The organism is Pseudomonas sp. Pseusp16 (assembly GCF_047324915.1).
GTDB classification, from domain to species: domain Bacteria; phylum Pseudomonadota; class Gammaproteobacteria; order Pseudomonadales; family Pseudomonadaceae; genus Aquipseudomonas; species Aquipseudomonas fluorescens_CD.
The window spans coordinates 4,588,696-4,603,593 of sequence record NZ_CP168522.1 but is presented as its reverse complement, the minus strand read 5'-3'; the positions used below and the strand labels follow the sequence as shown (position 1 = coordinate 4,603,593).

12 protein-coding genes and 1 riboswitch are annotated in these 14,898 nt (G+C 61.1%); of the genes, 10 read left to right on the top strand and 2 right to left on the bottom strand.

The features are described 5' to 3' along the window. Positions 1-46 precede the first annotated feature (46 nt). Entirely contained in the window at positions 47-1,480 is a 1,434-nt protein-coding gene (locus ACEN8Q_RS20910; protein WP_413427566.1) for a TolC family outer membrane protein, read from the bottom strand. 205 nt (positions 1,481-1,685) lie between these two features. Further along, a riboswitch (TPP riboswitch) is annotated at positions 1,686-1,791 on the top strand. Between the two features lie 163 nt (positions 1,792-1,954). Between ACEN8Q_RS20910 and thiC the strand changes: the two genes are divergently transcribed. Together thiC and cytX are read left to right on the top strand one after the other, a co-directional pair. Continuing rightward, entirely contained in the window at positions 1,955-3,844 is a 1,890-nt protein-coding gene (thiC, locus tag ACEN8Q_RS20905) for a phosphomethylpyrimidine synthase ThiC (RefSeq protein ID WP_008063536.1), read from the top strand. A 202-nt stretch (positions 3,845-4,046) separates the two neighbouring features. Next, positions 4,047-5,339: a putative hydroxymethylpyrimidine transporter CytX gene (cytX, locus tag ACEN8Q_RS20900; protein WP_413427567.1), complete on the top strand. Its 1,293-nt coding sequence runs from the start codon at positions 4,047-4,049 to the stop codon at positions 5,337-5,339. Here the strand turns inward: cytX and ACEN8Q_RS20895 are convergent. Beyond that, complete coding sequence (locus tag ACEN8Q_RS20895; RefSeq protein ID WP_413427568.1) at positions 5,308-6,054, bottom strand: RsiV family protein; 747 nt, start codon at positions 6,052-6,054, stop codon at positions 5,308-5,310. The two genes, cytX and ACEN8Q_RS20895, sit on opposite strands and share 32 nt — an antisense overlap. A gap of 224 nt (positions 6,055-6,278) precedes the next feature. On the opposite strand from ACEN8Q_RS20895, the gene ACEN8Q_RS20890 reads away from it, so the two are divergent. The 8 genes from ACEN8Q_RS20890 to parC all read left to right on the top strand — a co-directional run bounded on the left by ACEN8Q_RS20890 (position 6,279) and on the right by parC (position 14,771). Then, positions 6,279-6,896, top strand: a complete 618-nt coding sequence (locus ACEN8Q_RS20890) for an NUDIX domain-containing protein (protein ID WP_413427569.1) — start codon at positions 6,279-6,281, stop codon at positions 6,894-6,896. Beyond that, positions 6,887-7,339 (top strand): DUF1249 domain-containing protein, encoded by a 453-nt coding sequence (locus tag ACEN8Q_RS20885; protein ID WP_007977461.1) that lies wholly within the window; start codon positions 6,887-6,889, stop codon positions 7,337-7,339. Before ACEN8Q_RS20890 ends, ACEN8Q_RS20885 begins: the two co-directional genes overlap by 10 nt. A 112-nt stretch (positions 7,340-7,451) precedes the next feature. Beyond that, positions 7,452-8,267 carry a 3',5'-cyclic-AMP phosphodiesterase gene (gene cpdA, locus ACEN8Q_RS20880; RefSeq protein ID WP_413703677.1) on the top strand — a complete coding sequence of 272 codons (816 nt, stop codon included), beginning with the start codon at positions 7,452-7,454 and terminating at the stop codon, positions 8,265-8,267. Positions 8,268-8,416: 149 nt separating this feature from the next. Next, complete coding sequence (locus ACEN8Q_RS20875) at positions 8,417-9,025, top strand: YqiA/YcfP family alpha/beta fold hydrolase (protein WP_413427571.1); 609 nt, start codon at positions 8,417-8,419, stop codon at positions 9,023-9,025. A gap of 56 nt (positions 9,026-9,081) precedes the next feature. Beyond that, positions 9,082-10,986 carry a DNA topoisomerase IV subunit B gene (parE, locus tag ACEN8Q_RS20870; protein WP_057396212.1) on the top strand — a complete coding sequence of 635 codons (1,905 nt, stop codon included), beginning with the start codon at positions 9,082-9,084 and terminating at the stop codon, positions 10,984-10,986. Beyond that, complete coding sequence (locus ACEN8Q_RS20865; protein WP_413427572.1) at positions 10,986-11,975, top strand: esterase-like activity of phytase family protein; 990 nt, start codon at positions 10,986-10,988, stop codon at positions 11,973-11,975. Before parE ends, ACEN8Q_RS20865 begins: the two co-directional genes overlap by 1 nt. Continuing rightward, entirely contained in the window at positions 11,972-12,496 is a 525-nt protein-coding gene (locus tag ACEN8Q_RS20860; RefSeq protein WP_413427573.1) for a TIGR02281 family clan AA aspartic protease, read from the top strand. Before ACEN8Q_RS20865 ends, ACEN8Q_RS20860 begins: the two co-directional genes overlap by 4 nt. A gap of 7 nt (positions 12,497-12,503) precedes the next feature. Next, the gene (gene parC, locus ACEN8Q_RS20855) at positions 12,504-14,771 is read left to right on the top strand and encodes a DNA topoisomerase IV subunit A (RefSeq protein WP_057396215.1); all 2,268 of its coding nucleotides are present in this window, start codon (positions 12,504-12,506) and stop codon (positions 14,769-14,771) included. Positions 14,772-14,898 lie beyond the last annotated feature (127 nt).

Here is a 14,898-nt window from a genome sequence, read left to right as displayed (position 1 = left end):
AGCAAGCTCGCTCCCACAAGGTTTGTGCTGTCTTGAAATCTGATGGTCAAGGTCTCGCTTTCAACTGCTCCTCCGCAGCCTTGGCCAGATCCGGTGGCAGGAAGTCCTTGTCCGGGTTGTAGTTGGGGTTGAGCCAGCGTGCCAGGGTTTGCAGATCCCCCGGATTCAACGTGCCGGCCTGTTGCTTCAGGCGCAGGTTGTCGAGGATGTAGTCGTAGCGGGTGTTGTTGTAGTCGCGTACCGAGGTGTACAGCTGACGCTGCGCATCCAGCACGTCGACGATGTTTCGCGTACCCACCTGATAGCCGACTTCGGTTGCTTCCACCGCGCTCTGGTTGGAGATGATCGATTGCTTGCGCGCCTGTACCTGCTCGACATCGGTGTTCACCGCGCGGTGCAGGTCGCGGGTATTTTCCACGACCTGCCGGCGCAGGGACTCGCGCTGCTGCTCGGTCTGGTCCAGTTGCGCATACGATTGACGCACCTGGGAGTTGATCAAGCCACCGCTGTAGATCGGGATGTTCAGTTGCAGGCCAACGGTCGTTTGCGAGACGTCGCCACCGTAGGGTATTGGCTGGTTGTTCGGGTTGCTGAAGCCCAGTGCGTCGTTGTCGCCTTTCTCGTACTTGGCTATCGCGTCAACCGTTGGCAAGTGCCCGGACTTGCGCTGCTTGAGGGTTTGCTCGGCGGCGCTGACGGCATAGTTGCTGGCCAACAGATTGAGGTTCTGCCTGCCTGCCGTTTCGACCCAGGCCTTGGCGTCGTTCGGTACTGGCGGCAGGATCGGCAAGTTATGGCTGATGCCCCAGATCGAGTTGTACTGGCGGTTGGTCAGGGTGATCAAGGCTTCAAAGGCGTCGTCCACCTGGCGCTGGGCAACGATGCGGTTGGCGCGTGCGGTGTCGTAGCTGGCTTGCGAGTTCAATACGTCGGTCTTGTCCGAGAGCCCGACATCGAAACGTTCGTTGGACTGGTCGAGCTGGCGTTTGAACGCCGCTTCTTCGGCCTTGGTCGAGGCCAGGTTGTCCTGGCTGCGCAGCACGTTGAAATAGCTTTGAGCGGTTTGCAGGATCAGGTTCTGCTCGGTCGCCGAGAGTTGCAGGGCGGCCTGTTCGTTGACTTCCTTGGCGGCCTGGAACTGGAACCAGCGATCGGCGCGGAACAAGGGTTGCGCCAGAGTGGCCTGGTACGAATGCGCATCGCGGTTGGTGGTGGCGGACGGCTGATCGAGCGACGTACGCACCTCGGAAATATTCGCCCCGCCCGAGAGGTTCGGCAGCAACCCGGCGCGGGCCTGGGGTACGACTTCCTTCTGCGCGCCGTATTGGGCGATCGCAGCTGCCAGGTCGGCGTTGTTGTTGACGGCTTCCTGATAAACGCTGACGAGGTCCGTCTTGTTCGATAAGGGCGCATCTGCTGCCCAGGCCATTCCATTGGACGCACAAGACACGGCAAGGGCCAGTGAGAGTTTGCGCAGCATAGACGTTCCCTAGATTTGATATTACACAGGTAATTTGAGCGCCAAGGCTAAGGCGCTGCCTTGGCAGCGTCAATGCGCGACTCAGCGTAGCGAGTGTAGTTGTGCATTCGGGCGGCAACAATCCTGATACTGCGTGCAATTACGCCATTCATCATGGTGTTTGCAGTGGGGTTGGCGTTCTTCGCCAGTTGTGTCTAGACTGGCCGGGTTCTTGTCGGGGTGCCTTGCTATGAGGCTGAGATCGAATAATTTCGGATCCCGTTGAACCTGATCAGGTTAGCGCCTGCGTAGGGAACAAGATTTCTCGTCACCCGGCGAGTCCTCTTGTGCTTCGTCCGGGATGTTGTTCGACAATCGAACACCCCTCGAGCACTGAGCACAGCACAGCTGGTTTTCCCAGCGCCGTGCGTCCATTCGTTTACAGGTTCGCTCCGACAAAAATCCACTGCCTGGATGCTGTCTGGAGAGCCCGTGATGACTACAAAAGCAAAAATCGCCACCAACCTGAGTGACTCGGCCAAGGTCGATCAGCAATCGGTTCAGCCGTTTACCCGCTCGCAAAAAATCTATGTTCAGGGCACGCGCCCCGACATCCTCGTGCCGATGCGCGAAATCAGCCTGGACGTGACGCCGACCGACTTCGGTGGCGAGGTCAACGCGCCGGTGGTGGTGTACGACACCTCGGGACCGTACACCGACCCCAATGTCATCATCGATGTGCGCAAAGGCCTGGCCGACGTGCGTTCGCCGTGGATCGAATCCCGTGGCGATACCGAGCGCCTGAGTGGCCTGAGCTCGAATTTCGGCCAGGAGCGCCTTGCCGATCCGGAGCTGACCAAGCTGCGCTTCGCTCACGTCAACAACCCGCGCCGCGCCAAGCCGGGTGCCAACGTCAGCCAGATGCACTACGCGCGCAAAGGCATCATCACCGCCGAGATGGAATACGTCGCCATCCGCGAAAACATGAAGCTGGAAGTGGCCCGCGCCGCCGGCCTGCTGGACCAGCAGCACGCCGGCCACAGCTTCGGCGCCAGCGTGCCGAAAATCATCACCCCTGAATTTGTCCGTGACGAAATCGCCCGCGGCCGCGCGATCATTCCGGCCAACATCAACCACACCGAACTGGAACCGATGATCATCGGCCGTAACTTCCTGGTGAAGATCAACGGCAACATCGGCAACAGCGCCCTGGGTTCGTCCATCGAAGAAGAAGTGGCGAAACTGACCTGGGGCATTCGCTGGGGTTCGGACACGGTCATGGACCTGTCCACCGGCAAGCACATCCACGAAACCCGCGAGTGGATCATCCGCAACTCGCCGGTGCCGATCGGTACCGTGCCGATCTACCAGGCCCTGGAAAAAGTCGGCGGCGTGGCCGAAGACCTGACCTGGGAGCTGTTCCGCGACACGCTGATCGAACAGGCCGAGCAGGGCGTCGACTACTTCACCATCCACGCCGGCGTGCTGTTGCGCTACGTACCGATGACCGCCAAGCGCGTCACCGGCATCGTCTCCCGTGGTGGCTCGATCATGGCCAAGTGGTGCCTGGCACACCACAAGGAGAACTTCCTCTACACCCATTTCGAAGACATCTGCGAAATCATGAAGGCCTACGACGTCAGCTTCTCGCTGGGCGATGGCCTGCGTCCGGGCTCGATTGCCGACGCCAACGACGAGGCGCAGTTCGGCGAACTGGAGACCCTCGGCGAGCTGACCAAGATTGCCTGGAAGCATGACGTGCAGTGCATGATCGAAGGCCCTGGCCACGTGCCGATGCAGTTGATCAAAGAGAACATGGACAAGCAGCTCGAGTGCTGCGACGAGGCGCCGTTCTACACCCTCGGCCCGCTGACCACCGACATTGCGCCGGGCTACGACCACATCACCTCCGGCATCGGTGCGGCGATGATCGGCTGGTTCGGCTGCGCCATGCTCTGCTACGTGACGCCGAAGGAACACTTGGGCCTGCCGAACAAGGATGACGTGAAGACCGGGATCATCACCTACAAGATCGCAGCACATGCCGCCGATCTGGCGAAGGGGCATCCGGGTGCACAGATCCGCGACAATGCCTTGAGCAAGGCGCGCTTCGAGTTCCGTTGGGAAGACCAGTTCAACCTGGGTCTCGATCCGGACACCGCCCGTTCGTATCACGATGAAACCCTGCCGAAGGATTCGGCCAAGGTCGCGCACTTCTGCTCGATGTGCGGACCGAAGTTCTGCTCGATGAAAATCACCCAGGAAGTCCGCGAATATGCGGCCAACCAACGGATCGAAGCGGTCGACGTGGACGTCGCCCAGGGCATGGCCGAACAGGCCGAGCGCTTCAAGCAGGAAGGCAGTCAGCTGTATCAGAAAGTTTGATCTGATCCGGGATTGGCGGTGCCTGTGGCGCCGCCTTCGCGAGCAAGTCGAATCGTCGCACCGCCGCTCCCACATTTGATCTCCTGTGAACACAGATTTTGTGTTTGACAGAGGCCAAATGTGGGAGCGGGCTTGCTCGCGAAAGCGCCAGATCAGCCAGCGAAACTCTCAATGACAAAACATATTCCTCTGAGATAACACCTTGAGCATTCAACCGAGTACTTATTCACCTGACATCGCGGTGCCGACCGACAAGCGTGTGTTCGGCGGTCGCGATCTGTTTTCCCTATGGTTCTCCCTCGGCATTGGCCTGATGGTCCTGCAGACCGGTGCCTTGCTCGCGCCAGGTCTGGGCCTGTCCGGCTCGTTGCTGGCGATTTTTCTCGGCACCCTGGTCGGCGTTCTGCTGCTGGCGGCAGTCGGGGTGATCGGCAGCGACACCGGCCTGTCGTCGATGGCCGCGCTCAAGCTCAGCCTTGGTACCAAGGGCGCGAGCCTGCCGGCGGTGCTGAACCTGCTGCAACTGATCGGCTGGGGTTCGTTCGAAATCATCGTCATGCGCGATGCCGCCAGCCTGTTGGGCGCCAAGGCGTTCAGCGAAGGCAGCCTGCTGTCCAATCCGCTGTTGTGGACACTGTTCTTCGGCGCACTGGCGACCTTGCTGGCGGTCAGCGGCCCGCTGACTTTCGTTCGGCAGATCCTGCGCAAATGGGGTATCTGGCTGCTGTTGGCCGCGTGCACCTGGCTGACCTGGAACCTGTTCGCCAAGGCCGACCTGGCCGCATTGTGGGCCCAGGCCGGTGACGGTTCGATGCCGTTTGCCGTAGGTTTCGACATCGCCATTGCCATGCCGCTGTCGTGGTTGCCGCTGATTGCCGACTATTCGCGCTTCGGCAAACGGGCGAAAAACGTCTTCGGTGGCACCGCCATCGGTTTCTTCATCGGCAATTTCTGGTTGATGAGCCTGGGCGTGGCCTACACCCTGGCGTTCGCACCGAGCGGTGAAGTCAATGCGTTGCTGCTGGCGCTGGCCGGTGCCGGCCTGGGGATTCCGCTGCTGCTGATTCTTTTGGACGAATCGGAAAACGCCTTTGCCGATATTCACTCGGCGGCGGTGTCCAGCGGGATTCTGTTGCGCGCCAAAGTCGAGCATCTGGCTTTGGCTATCGGCGTTATCTGCACGTTGATTGCCCTGCTGGCGCCATTGGCCCAGTACCAGAACTTCCTGCTGCTGATCGGTTCGGTGTTTGCGCCATTGTTCGGCGTGGTGCTGGTGGACCACTTCATCCTGCGCAAGCGCAGTGGCCAGGTCGCCTCAACTGCACTGCGCTGGCCGGCGCTGCTCGCCTGGCTGGGCGGGATCAGCACCTATCATTTGCTGGCCAACCTGTACCCGGATGTCGGCGCCACCCTGCCGGCGCTGATCCTGGCAGGGTTGCTGCAACTGGTACTGGGTCGGGCCTTCAGCTACGGCCGGGAAACAGCTCGGGCTTGATGATGCCGTTCAGGCGAGGGTAGGGGATCTTCAGTTCGACGTGGCCCAGCGCGTAAGGCGCAATGCTGCTGGTTTCGTACTTGAGGATCACCCCGCCGTAGGTCAGCGCCACGTTCCGGGTTTTCTGGAACGGCCAGTTCTTCACGAACTCCGGTTCCTGATCGAGCCTGGTGCTGATCAACCAGCTGTTGTGCGCTACCTGTGCCGCTTTCCAGAACGCATCTTCCTGCCCCGGCACCAGCATGTCCGACAGCGTCAGCACTTTATGCTGCTGGCGCGAATAGTTGATAAAACCCCGGCCTGGCGTGCCATGGGCACCGCCAGTGTCCAGGTAGCTGGACAACTCGACGATCACCAAGCCGTCATGCTGCTCGCGTACCTTCGCTTGCAGATAGCTGCTGTTGCGCGGGCCGGCGGTGCGCAAAAACTCTTCGCGATAGGCTGCCAGGGTCGGGGCGACTGGCGCGTCGGGCGAGGTGCGGGTCATCTGCAGCAGGCGTTTTTCGATGATGCCATCCAGTGCAGGCTCGGCCGGGAAGTGTAGGGTGTCGATATTGACCAGTGGGCAATCCGGGCTGCTGCAACCGGGCTTGAGCTGCTCGGAGGCGTCGCGGGTGGTTTCCAGGGGCGTGCGGTAGTTGGGCTGGAACAGACTCGCGCAAGCGCCCAGGGTCAGGGCGATAGCGGCCACGGAGGCAATTTTGAAAAGCGACATGTGCGTCCTTTCTGAAACAGGGGAAGGCAAAAAGATACCGGCTTCGACTCTCAACAAAGCAATCAGTTCGCCACTAAGCTAATTAGAGTGGGTTTCGCTCTCACCGTCCATCCCGCTGACGGGAAAGGGGCTGCATCAAACGTCACGGGCGCGTTAGGATGGCGCGAAGTCGAGGCCCAGGAAAAAGCAGCCTCGAACAGGATTTGCAGTAAAAGAGGATTGTCATGACGGATTTTGCCAACGCCATTCCGACCGCCGTTGATATCGTGCGGCGCGAAAAGTGCTACGAGGGCTTCTACAAACTCGAACGCGTGCACTTGCGCCACGAATTGTTCGCTGGGGGCATGAGCCGCGAAATCAATCGTGAAGTGTTCGTTCGCCATGACGCGGTATGCATGCTGCCTTACGACCCGCAGCGCGATGAAGTGGTGCTGATCGAGCAGTTTCGCGTTGGTGCCATGGGCAAGACCGACAATCCGTGGCTGATCGAACTGGTCGCTGGTCTGATCGACAAGGATGAAATACCGGAAGAAGTTGCTCACCGCGAAGCGCAGGAGGAAGCTGGGCTTGTGATCGGGGCACTCTGGCCGATGCTCAAATACTTTCCATCGCCGGGCGGCAGCAACGAATTCGTGCATTTGTACCTGGGGCGCTGTGACACTACCGGGGTGGGCGGCCTGCATGGGCTGCAAGAAGAGGCAGAAGACATCCGCGTTACGGTCTGGGCTTTCGATGATGCCCTGCAAGCCGTGCGCGACGGGCGTATTGCCAACGCGGCGAGCATCATTGCCTTGCAATGGCTGGCTTTGAACCGCGTTGAAGTGAGGGGGTTATGGTCGTAAACAAGCTGCGCGATCGCTATCGGGTGGACTTGGTGGGGCTGCAAGCGTCCTGCGAGGCGAACTACGCGCGCCTGATGCGACTGCTGCCGGACATGCGCAGCGAGCCTGCCGCGCGGCGCATCGCCGTGACCCATGGCGACCAGATGCTGGGTGTGCTGGCGCTGGAAGTGTTGTTGACCTGTCCTTACACCACGACCCTGCAAGTGCGTCAGGAACACAGCCTGCCGTGGCTGCCGGTACCGCAACTGGAAGTACAGGTCTATCACGACGCGCGCATGGCTGAAGTGGTCAGCGCCGAACATGCGCGACGCTTTCGCGGTATCTACCCTTACCCGAACGCCTCGATGCACCAGCCGGACGAAAAGGCCCAACTGAACATGTTTCTGGGCGAATGGCTGAGCCATTGCCTGGCGCTGGGGCATGAGTACGAAGTTGTCCGTTGAGCGAGCAACGCAGTTGTGAACTGCGTCAGGTTCAACAGTTTCCCCTTTCGGTCATCCCCCAGCATAATTGCGGCACTTACCCATCCCCGTGATCACGCCCTGGGAGAACGCCTTGCCGAGCGTATCCACATTGACCACCGCCGATCCGGCGTTGCTGGTGCAACTCTCCGACAGCCATCTGTTTGCCGAAGCGGACGGCACGTTGCTGGGCATGAACACCCGCGACAGCCTGCAAAAGGTCATCGAACTGGTGCGCGCGCAACAGCTGCGGATTGACTTGATCCTGGCCACGGGTGATCTGTCCCAGGACGGGACGCTGGAGTCCTACCGGCAGTTTCGTGACCTGACGCGCCAGCTCGATGCGCCGGCGCGCTGGATTCCCGGCAATCACGATGAGCCGCAGATCATGGCCGAGGCGGCGGTGCAGAGTGCTCTGCTCGAACCGGTGGTGGATATCGGCAACTGGCGGGTCACGTTGCTCGATTCGGCGGTGCCCGGCTCGGTGCCAGGTTATTTGCAGGACGAACAGTTGCAGTTGCTCGCCCGCTCGCTGAGCGAAGCGCCGGATCGTCATCATCTGGTGTGCTTCCACCATCACCCGGTGTCCATTGGTTGCGCCTGGATGGAACCGATCGGCTTGCGCAATCCCGAGGCGCTGTTCTCCGTGCTGGACCGCTTTCCACAGGTGCGGGCCGTGTTGTGGGGGCATGTGCATCAGGAAATCGACCAGTTGCGTAACGACGTGCGTCTGATCGCCTCGCCCTCGACCTGCATCCAGTTCGAGCCGGGCAGCGAGGACTTCAAGGTCGGCGAGCAAGCGCCGGGGTATCGCTGGTTGCGACTGCTGCCCGACGGGCGGCTGGAAACCGGGGTGGAGCGGGTTACCGGGTTTGATTTCACTGTGGATTACGGTTCCAACGGTTACTGAAGCACCCGTCTGTAGGAGCGAGCTTGCTCGCGATTAACCTGAGAGCGCCGCGGGGCGCCAGGTTTGTACCGTTATCGTTGACGACCATCGCGAGCAAGCTCGCTCCTACAGTAAACTCCGCCTCTTTAGCCGACGCACAGGGAGCTCAAATGTCCGGTTCGATCCTTTATATCCACGGCTTCAACAGCTCGCCGTTGTCGAAGAAGGCTTGCCAGTTGATTGACGTGATGGAGCGTCTGGGCCTGAGCGAACACTTGCGCGTTCCGGCGTTGCACCATCACCCGCGCCAGGCAATCGCGCAACTGGAGCAGGCGATTGCCGAGCTGGGGCGGCCACTGCTGGTCGGCAGCTCGCTCGGCGGCTACTATGCCACTCACCTGGCCGAGCGCCTTGGATTGAAGGCCCTGTTGATCAACCCTGCCGTCAGCCCGCACCGGATGTTCGACGGCCATCTCGGGACGCAGAAAAACCTGTATACCGAAGAGACCTGGGAGTTGACCCACGACCACGTGACGGCCCTGGCCGGGCTGGAAGTGCCGGCGCCCCAGGATCCGCAGCGTTATCAGGTATGGTTGCAGACAGCTGACGAAACGCTGGACTATCGCCTCGCCCAGCAGTATTACCGGGCATGCGCCTTGCGCATCCAGGCCGGCGGTGACCACGGTTTCCAGGGTTTTGCCGCGCGCCTGCCGGCCATGCTGAGTTTTGCCGGCATTGGCGCCGATTTGTATCAGGCAATTGATTTCACATCGCTTTGATGCGATGCCTGTTTTCATGGATTTCTTTTTTCACGCAACACTGACGACGAGACCCCATGGCCACTCCCAGCGCTAGCTCTTATAACGCAGACGCCATCGAAGTCCTCTCGGGCCTCGACCCGGTGCGCAAACGCCCCGGCATGTACACCGACACCAGTCGGCCGAACCACCTTGCCCAGGAAGTCATCGACAACAGTGTCGACGAAGCCCTGGCCGGGCATGCCAGTTCGGTGCAGGTGATCCTGCATGCCGACCATTCCCTGGAAGTCAGCGATGACGGCCGTGGCATGCCGGTGGACATTCACCCCGAGGAAGGTGTGTCGGGCGTCGAGTTGATCCTTACCAAGCTTCATGCTGGTGGCAAGTTTTCCAACAAGAACTACCAGTTCTCCGGCGGTTTGCACGGGGTGGGCATTTCCGTGGTCAACGCCTTGTCCACCGAAGTGCGGGTGCGGGTCAAGCGTGACGGCAACGAATACCAGATGACCTTCAAGGATGGCTACAAGGCCACCGAGCTGGAAATCGTCGGCACTGTCGGCAAACGCAACACCGGTACCAGCGTGTTCTTCGCGCCGGATCCGAAATACTTCGACTCCCCTAAATTCTCCATCAGCCGCCTCAAGCACGTGCTCAAGGCCAAGGCCGTGTTGTGCCCGGGGCTGCTGGTCAGCTTTGAAGACAAGGCTACCGGCGAGAAAGTCGAGTGGCATTACGAAGACGGCCTGCGTTCCTATCTGGTGGATGCGGTCAGCGAATTCGAGCGCCTGCCGGACGAGCCGTTCTGCGGCAGCCTGGCCGGTAACAAGGAAGCGGTGGATTGGGCGCTGCTGTGGCTGCCGGAAGGTGGCGACGCGGTCCAGGAAAGCTACGTCAACCTGATCCCTACGGCCCAGGGCGGTACTCACGTCAACGGTTTGCGTCAGGGCTTGCTCGACGCCATGCGCGAATTCTGCGAATTCCGCAGCCTGTTGCCGCGCGGCGTGAAGCTGGCCCCGGAGGACGTCTGGGAGCGCATTGCCTTCGTTTTGTCGATGAAGATGCAGGAACCGCAATTCTCCGGCCAGACCAAGGAGCGCCTGTCGTCCCGTGAAGCGGCGGCGTTTGTCTCCGGTGTGGTCAAGGATGCGTTCAGCCTGTGGCTCAACGCCAACCCGGAAACCGGCATGCTGCTGGCGGAGCTGGCGATCAACAACGCCGGCCGTCGCCTCAAGGCGAGCAAGAAGGTCGAGCGTAAACGCATTACCCAGGGCCCGGCGCTGCCGGGCAAACTGGCCGACTGTGCCGGGCAGGACCCGATGCGTTCCGAGCTGTTCCTGGTGGAAGGTGATTCCGCCGGCGGCTCGGCCAAGCAGGCGCGGGACAAAGAGTTCCAGGCGATCCTGCCGTTGCGCGGCAAGATCCTCAATACCTGGGAAGTCGACGGCAGTGAAGTGCTGGCCAGCCAGGAAGTGCACAACATCGCGGTGGCGATCGGTGTCGATCCGGGTGCGGCCGACATGAGCCAGTTGCGCTACGGCAAGATCTGCATCCTCGCCGACGCCGACTCCGATGGTCTGCACATCGCGACCTTGCTGTGTGCCTTGTTCGTCCAGCATTTCCGCCCGTTGGTGGATGCCGGTCACGTTTACGTGGCCATGCCGCCGCTGTACCGCATCGACCTGGGCAAGGAAATCTACTACGCCCTGGATGAAGCCGAACGTGATGGCATTCTTGATCGCCTGGTGGCCGAGAAGAAGCGCGGCAAGCCGCAAGTCACACGATTCAAGGGTCTGGGCGAAATGAACCCGCCGCAGCTGCGTGAGACCACCATGGATCCGAACACCCGGCGCCTGGTGCAGCTGACCCTTGAGGATTTCGAGGCTACCTCGGAAATGATGGACATGCTGCTGGCGAAGAAGCGCGCCGGCGACCGCAAGACCTGGCTGGAGTCCAAGGGCAACCTGGCCGAGGTTCTGGGCTGATGCGTCTGGGCTTTGCCCTGGGCTGTGGGTTGCTGCTGACGTCGATCACGGTATCCGCCGGGCCGGCGCCACAGTTGCGCCTGTTGTCCGGGCATGTCGTGGACGGCATGCGCGGCGGCAACCTGTCCGGGCTGGCGCAGTGCGGCAATGAGCTGTGGGCGGTTTCCGACCGCGACGATGATCAGATCTATCGCCTGGATACCAGCGAATCTACCTGGCAGGCCGAAGCGGTGCACATTGATGTACCACCGGTGCCTGACAGCGGCTTGCCCTGGGGGCTGAAGTCTCGTGTCTGGGGGGCTGCGTTCGTGCGTGGCGGCGATCTGGACTTCGAGGGTATCACCTGCGACGGCGCCGGTAACCGTTACGTGGTCAGCGAAGGCCATGCCGCTGTGTTGCAGGTACCGCCAACGGGGCCTGCCGTCTGGCTGAAGATTTCGCCGATGCTGGTTCGCGAGGCGCGGGCCAGTGGTCTGTTGTTGCAGTTCAACGCACTGTTCGAAGGGCTGGCGATCAATCTGGCGGGCGATCAGATGTGGCTCGCCGCCGAACGTCAAGGTCGCGGACTGCTGATGATCAAGCGCAAACAGACAGTGTGGGATTGCGACGGTGGCTGCGTACTGCTGAGCGAGGCTGGCATGGAAATGCAGCCCGAGCAGTTCCCCCACGCAAAAGCTGTGCCGCGGGACTTCTCTGACCTGTCGCTGTTCAACGGCAAGCTGTTCACCCTTGAACGCAATGCCTACCAGATCTGTCGCCGGGATTCGCAGACGGCCAAGGTCGAGCGCTGCTGGTCGTACGCCGCCGAGTTGTTGCAGGACAACCGTCGTTATCCACAGAACTACGGATTGGAAGAGGCGTTGATCGTGGATGCCAATGGCGCCTGGATCGGTGTCGACAATAACTTCGGTCCGCGCGCCGATGGTGAAGTGCGTCCGGTGGTCTGGCGTTTCGCCGCACCGGAAGGTGGCTGGAGTGCCAGGCTGTGAGGCAACAGTCGCCGGGGCAGCGCATCGGCCGGGTGTTTATGGTGCTGGCCTGGTGTGCGGCGCTGTTTCTGGCCACGCGGTTTTTCGGCCAGTGGGAAGCGCGTCAGCAAAATCCGAATGTGGTGGTCAGTTCGCAGCAGGGCGAAGGTTTCATTGAGGTGAAACTGGTCAGCAATGTACAAGGGCATTTCGTCGCCAGCGGCCAGATCAACGGCCAGCCGGTGGACTTCATGCTCGACACCGGGGCGACCGACGTGTCGATCCCGGCGGACCTGGCCAGGCGCTTGAAGCTCGAAGAAGGATTCGGCGTGACCCTGAGCACGGCCAATGGCCTGAGCCAGGGCTATCGCACTCGTATCGAACGCTTGCAACTGGGCGACATCGTGCTGCGGGATGTACGCGCACTGGTGGCCCCGGGGCTGCATGGCGATCAGGTGTTGCTCGGCATGAGCGCACTGAACAAACTTGAATTTACCCAGCGCGGTGGCACCATGCTGCTGCGCCAGACAACGAACCGATGAGGCCCGCATGAGCGACTCCCTTGATCTCAGCCTGGACGGTGTAGAACGCCGGTCACTGGCTGACTTCACCGAAAATGCCTACCTCAACTACTCCATGTACGTGATCATGGACCGTGCCTTGCCGCATATCGGCGACGGTCTGAAACCGGTACAGCGGCGTATCGTCTACGCCATGAGCGAGCTGGGGCTGGACGCCGATTCCAAGCACAAGAAGTCGGCGCGTACCGTCGGTGACGTGCTCGGCAAGTTCCACCCCCACGGCGACTCGGCCTGCTACGAAGCCATGGTGTTGATGGCCCAGCCGTTCAGCTATCGCTACACGCTGGTCGACGGCCAGGGTAACTGGGGTGCGCCGGATGATCCCAAGTCCTTCGCCGCCATGCGTTACACCGAAGCGCGGCTGTCGCGTTATTCCGAAGTGCTGCTCAGCGAGCTGGGCCAGGGCACGGCGGACTGGGGACCGAACTTCGACGGCACGCTGGACGAGCCGCTGGTCTTGCCTGCCCGTCTGCCGAACATTCTGCTCAACGGCACCACCGGTATCGCCGTGGGCATGGCCACCGACGTTCCGCCGCACAACCTGCGCGAAGTCGCCACCGCCTGCGTGCGCTTGCTCGACGAGCCCAAGGCCACGGTCGAACAGCTCTGTGAACACATCCAGGGCCCGGACTACCCGACCGAAGCGGAAATCATCACCCCACGCGCCGACTTGCTGAAAATCTACGAAACCGGTCGCGGTTCCGTGCGCATGCGCGCCGTGTATCACATCGAAGACGGCGATATCATCGTCACCGCGCTGCCGCATCAGGTTTCGGGCGCCAAGGTGCTGGAACAGATCGCCGCGATGATGCAGGCCAAGCCGTCCAAGGCGCCGCAAATTGCCGACCTGCGTGACGAGTCCGACCACGAAAACCCGTGCCGGATCGTGATCATCCCGGGTGCCCGGAAAAACTTCGACCACGATGCACTGATGCAGCACCTGTTCGCCAGCACCGAGCTGGAGTCGAGCTACCGGGTCAACATCAACATCATCGGCCTGGATGGCAAGCCGCAGCTGAAAAACCTGCGCGCGCTGCTTGTCGAATGGCTGGAGTTCCGGGTGCAGACCGTGCGTCGTCGCCTGCAATTCCGCCTCGACAAGGTCGAGCGTCGCCTGCACCTGTTGGACGGCCTGTTGATTGCCTATCTCAACCTGGATGAAGTGATCCACATCATCCGTACCGAGGAGCAGCCACGGGCCAGGTTGATCGAACGCTTCGCCCTGAGCGAAATCCAGGCCGACTACATCCTCGACACCCGTCTGCGTCAGTTGGCGCGACTGGAAGAGATGAAGCTGCGTGCCGAGCAGGATGAACTGCTCAAGGAACAAGCCAAGCTGCAAGCCCTGCTGAGCAGCGAAGCCAAGCTGAAAAAACTGGTGCGCAGCGAGCTGATCAAGGACGCTGAAACCTACGGCGATGACCGCCGGTCGCCTATTGTCGAGCGTGCCGAGGCCAAGGCCCTGACCGAGCACGATCTGCTGCCGAACGAGAAAGTGACGGTCGTGCTGTCGGAAAAAGGCTGGATTCGCTCCGCCAAAGGCCACGAGATCGATGCCACCGGGCTTTCCTACAAGGCCGGGGACGGTTTCAAGGCGTTGGCAGCCGGGCGCTCCAACCAGTTTGCCGTGTTTATCGACTCCACCGGCCGCAGTTACTCGGTGGCCGCCCACACCTTGCCGTCGGCCCGTGGCCAGGGCGAGCCGCTGACCGGTCGCCTGACGCCGCCGCCAGGGGCGAGTTTCGAATGTGTGCTGATGCCGGAAGACGATGCGCTGTACGTGATCGCCTCCGACGCCGGTTACGGTTTCGTGGTCAAGGGTGAGGACCTGCAGGCCAAGAACAAGGCAGGCAAGGCCTTGTTGAGCCTGCCGAACAATGCCAAGGTCATGCTGCCGCGTCCCGTGGCCGACCGTGAACAGAACTGGCTGGCGTCGGTGACGACCGAAGGTCGCCTGCTGATCTTCAAGATCAGCGACCTGCCACAATTAGGTAAGGGCAAAGGCAACAAGATCATCGGGATTCCTGGTGAACGAGTGGCCAGTCGCGAAGAGTATGTGACGGACATCGCCGTATTGCCGGACGGTGCAACACTGGTGTTGCAGGCCGGGAAACGTACCTTGTCGCTGAAAGCGGACGACCTCGAGCACTACAAGGGTGAACGCGGTCGTCGGGGCAACAAGTTGCCTCGTGGCTTCCAGCGGGTGGATGCGCTGCTCGTCGAAAACCTCAATTAGGCGACTTAGAAGCGCCGAACTACGATTTAACCCGTAGTTCGGCGCTTTGCGCTGGAGTCGGAACGCATATTCACGGATGATATGGCCTTTCAAGCGTCGGCGTAGCCGCGCATTTTTAATATTTGTT

What these genes read in the sequence shown, in the direction of transcription:
- parE (WP_057396212.1), top strand. Translation starts at nt 9,082, where the DNA reads ATGGCCACTCCCAGCGCTAGCTCTTATAACGCAGACGCCATCGAAGTC.
- ACEN8Q_RS20875 (WP_413427571.1), top strand. Translation starts at nt 8,417, where the DNA reads ATGTCCGGTTCGATCCTTTATATCCACGGCTTCAACAGCTCGCCGTTG.
- ACEN8Q_RS20895 (WP_413427568.1), bottom strand. Translation starts at nt 6,054, where the DNA reads ATGTCGCTTTTCAAAATTGCCTCCGTGGCCGCTATCGCCCTGACCCTG.
- thiC (WP_008063536.1), top strand. Translation starts at nt 1,955, where the DNA reads ATGACTACAAAAGCAAAAATCGCCACCAACCTGAGTGACTCGGCCAAG.
- parC (WP_057396215.1), top strand. Translation starts at nt 12,504, where the DNA reads ATGAGCGACTCCCTTGATCTCAGCCTGGACGGTGTAGAACGCCGGTCA.
- ACEN8Q_RS20890 (WP_413427569.1), top strand. Translation starts at nt 6,279, where the DNA reads ATGACGGATTTTGCCAACGCCATTCCGACCGCCGTTGATATCGTGCGG.
- ACEN8Q_RS20885 (WP_007977461.1), top strand. Translation starts at nt 6,887, where the DNA reads ATGGTCGTAAACAAGCTGCGCGATCGCTATCGGGTGGACTTGGTGGGG.
- ACEN8Q_RS20865 (WP_413427572.1), top strand. Translation starts at nt 10,986, where the DNA reads ATGCGTCTGGGCTTTGCCCTGGGCTGTGGGTTGCTGCTGACGTCGATC.
- ACEN8Q_RS20910 (WP_413427566.1), bottom strand. Translation starts at nt 1,480, where the DNA reads ATGCTGCGCAAACTCTCACTGGCCCTTGCCGTGTCTTGTGCGTCCAAT.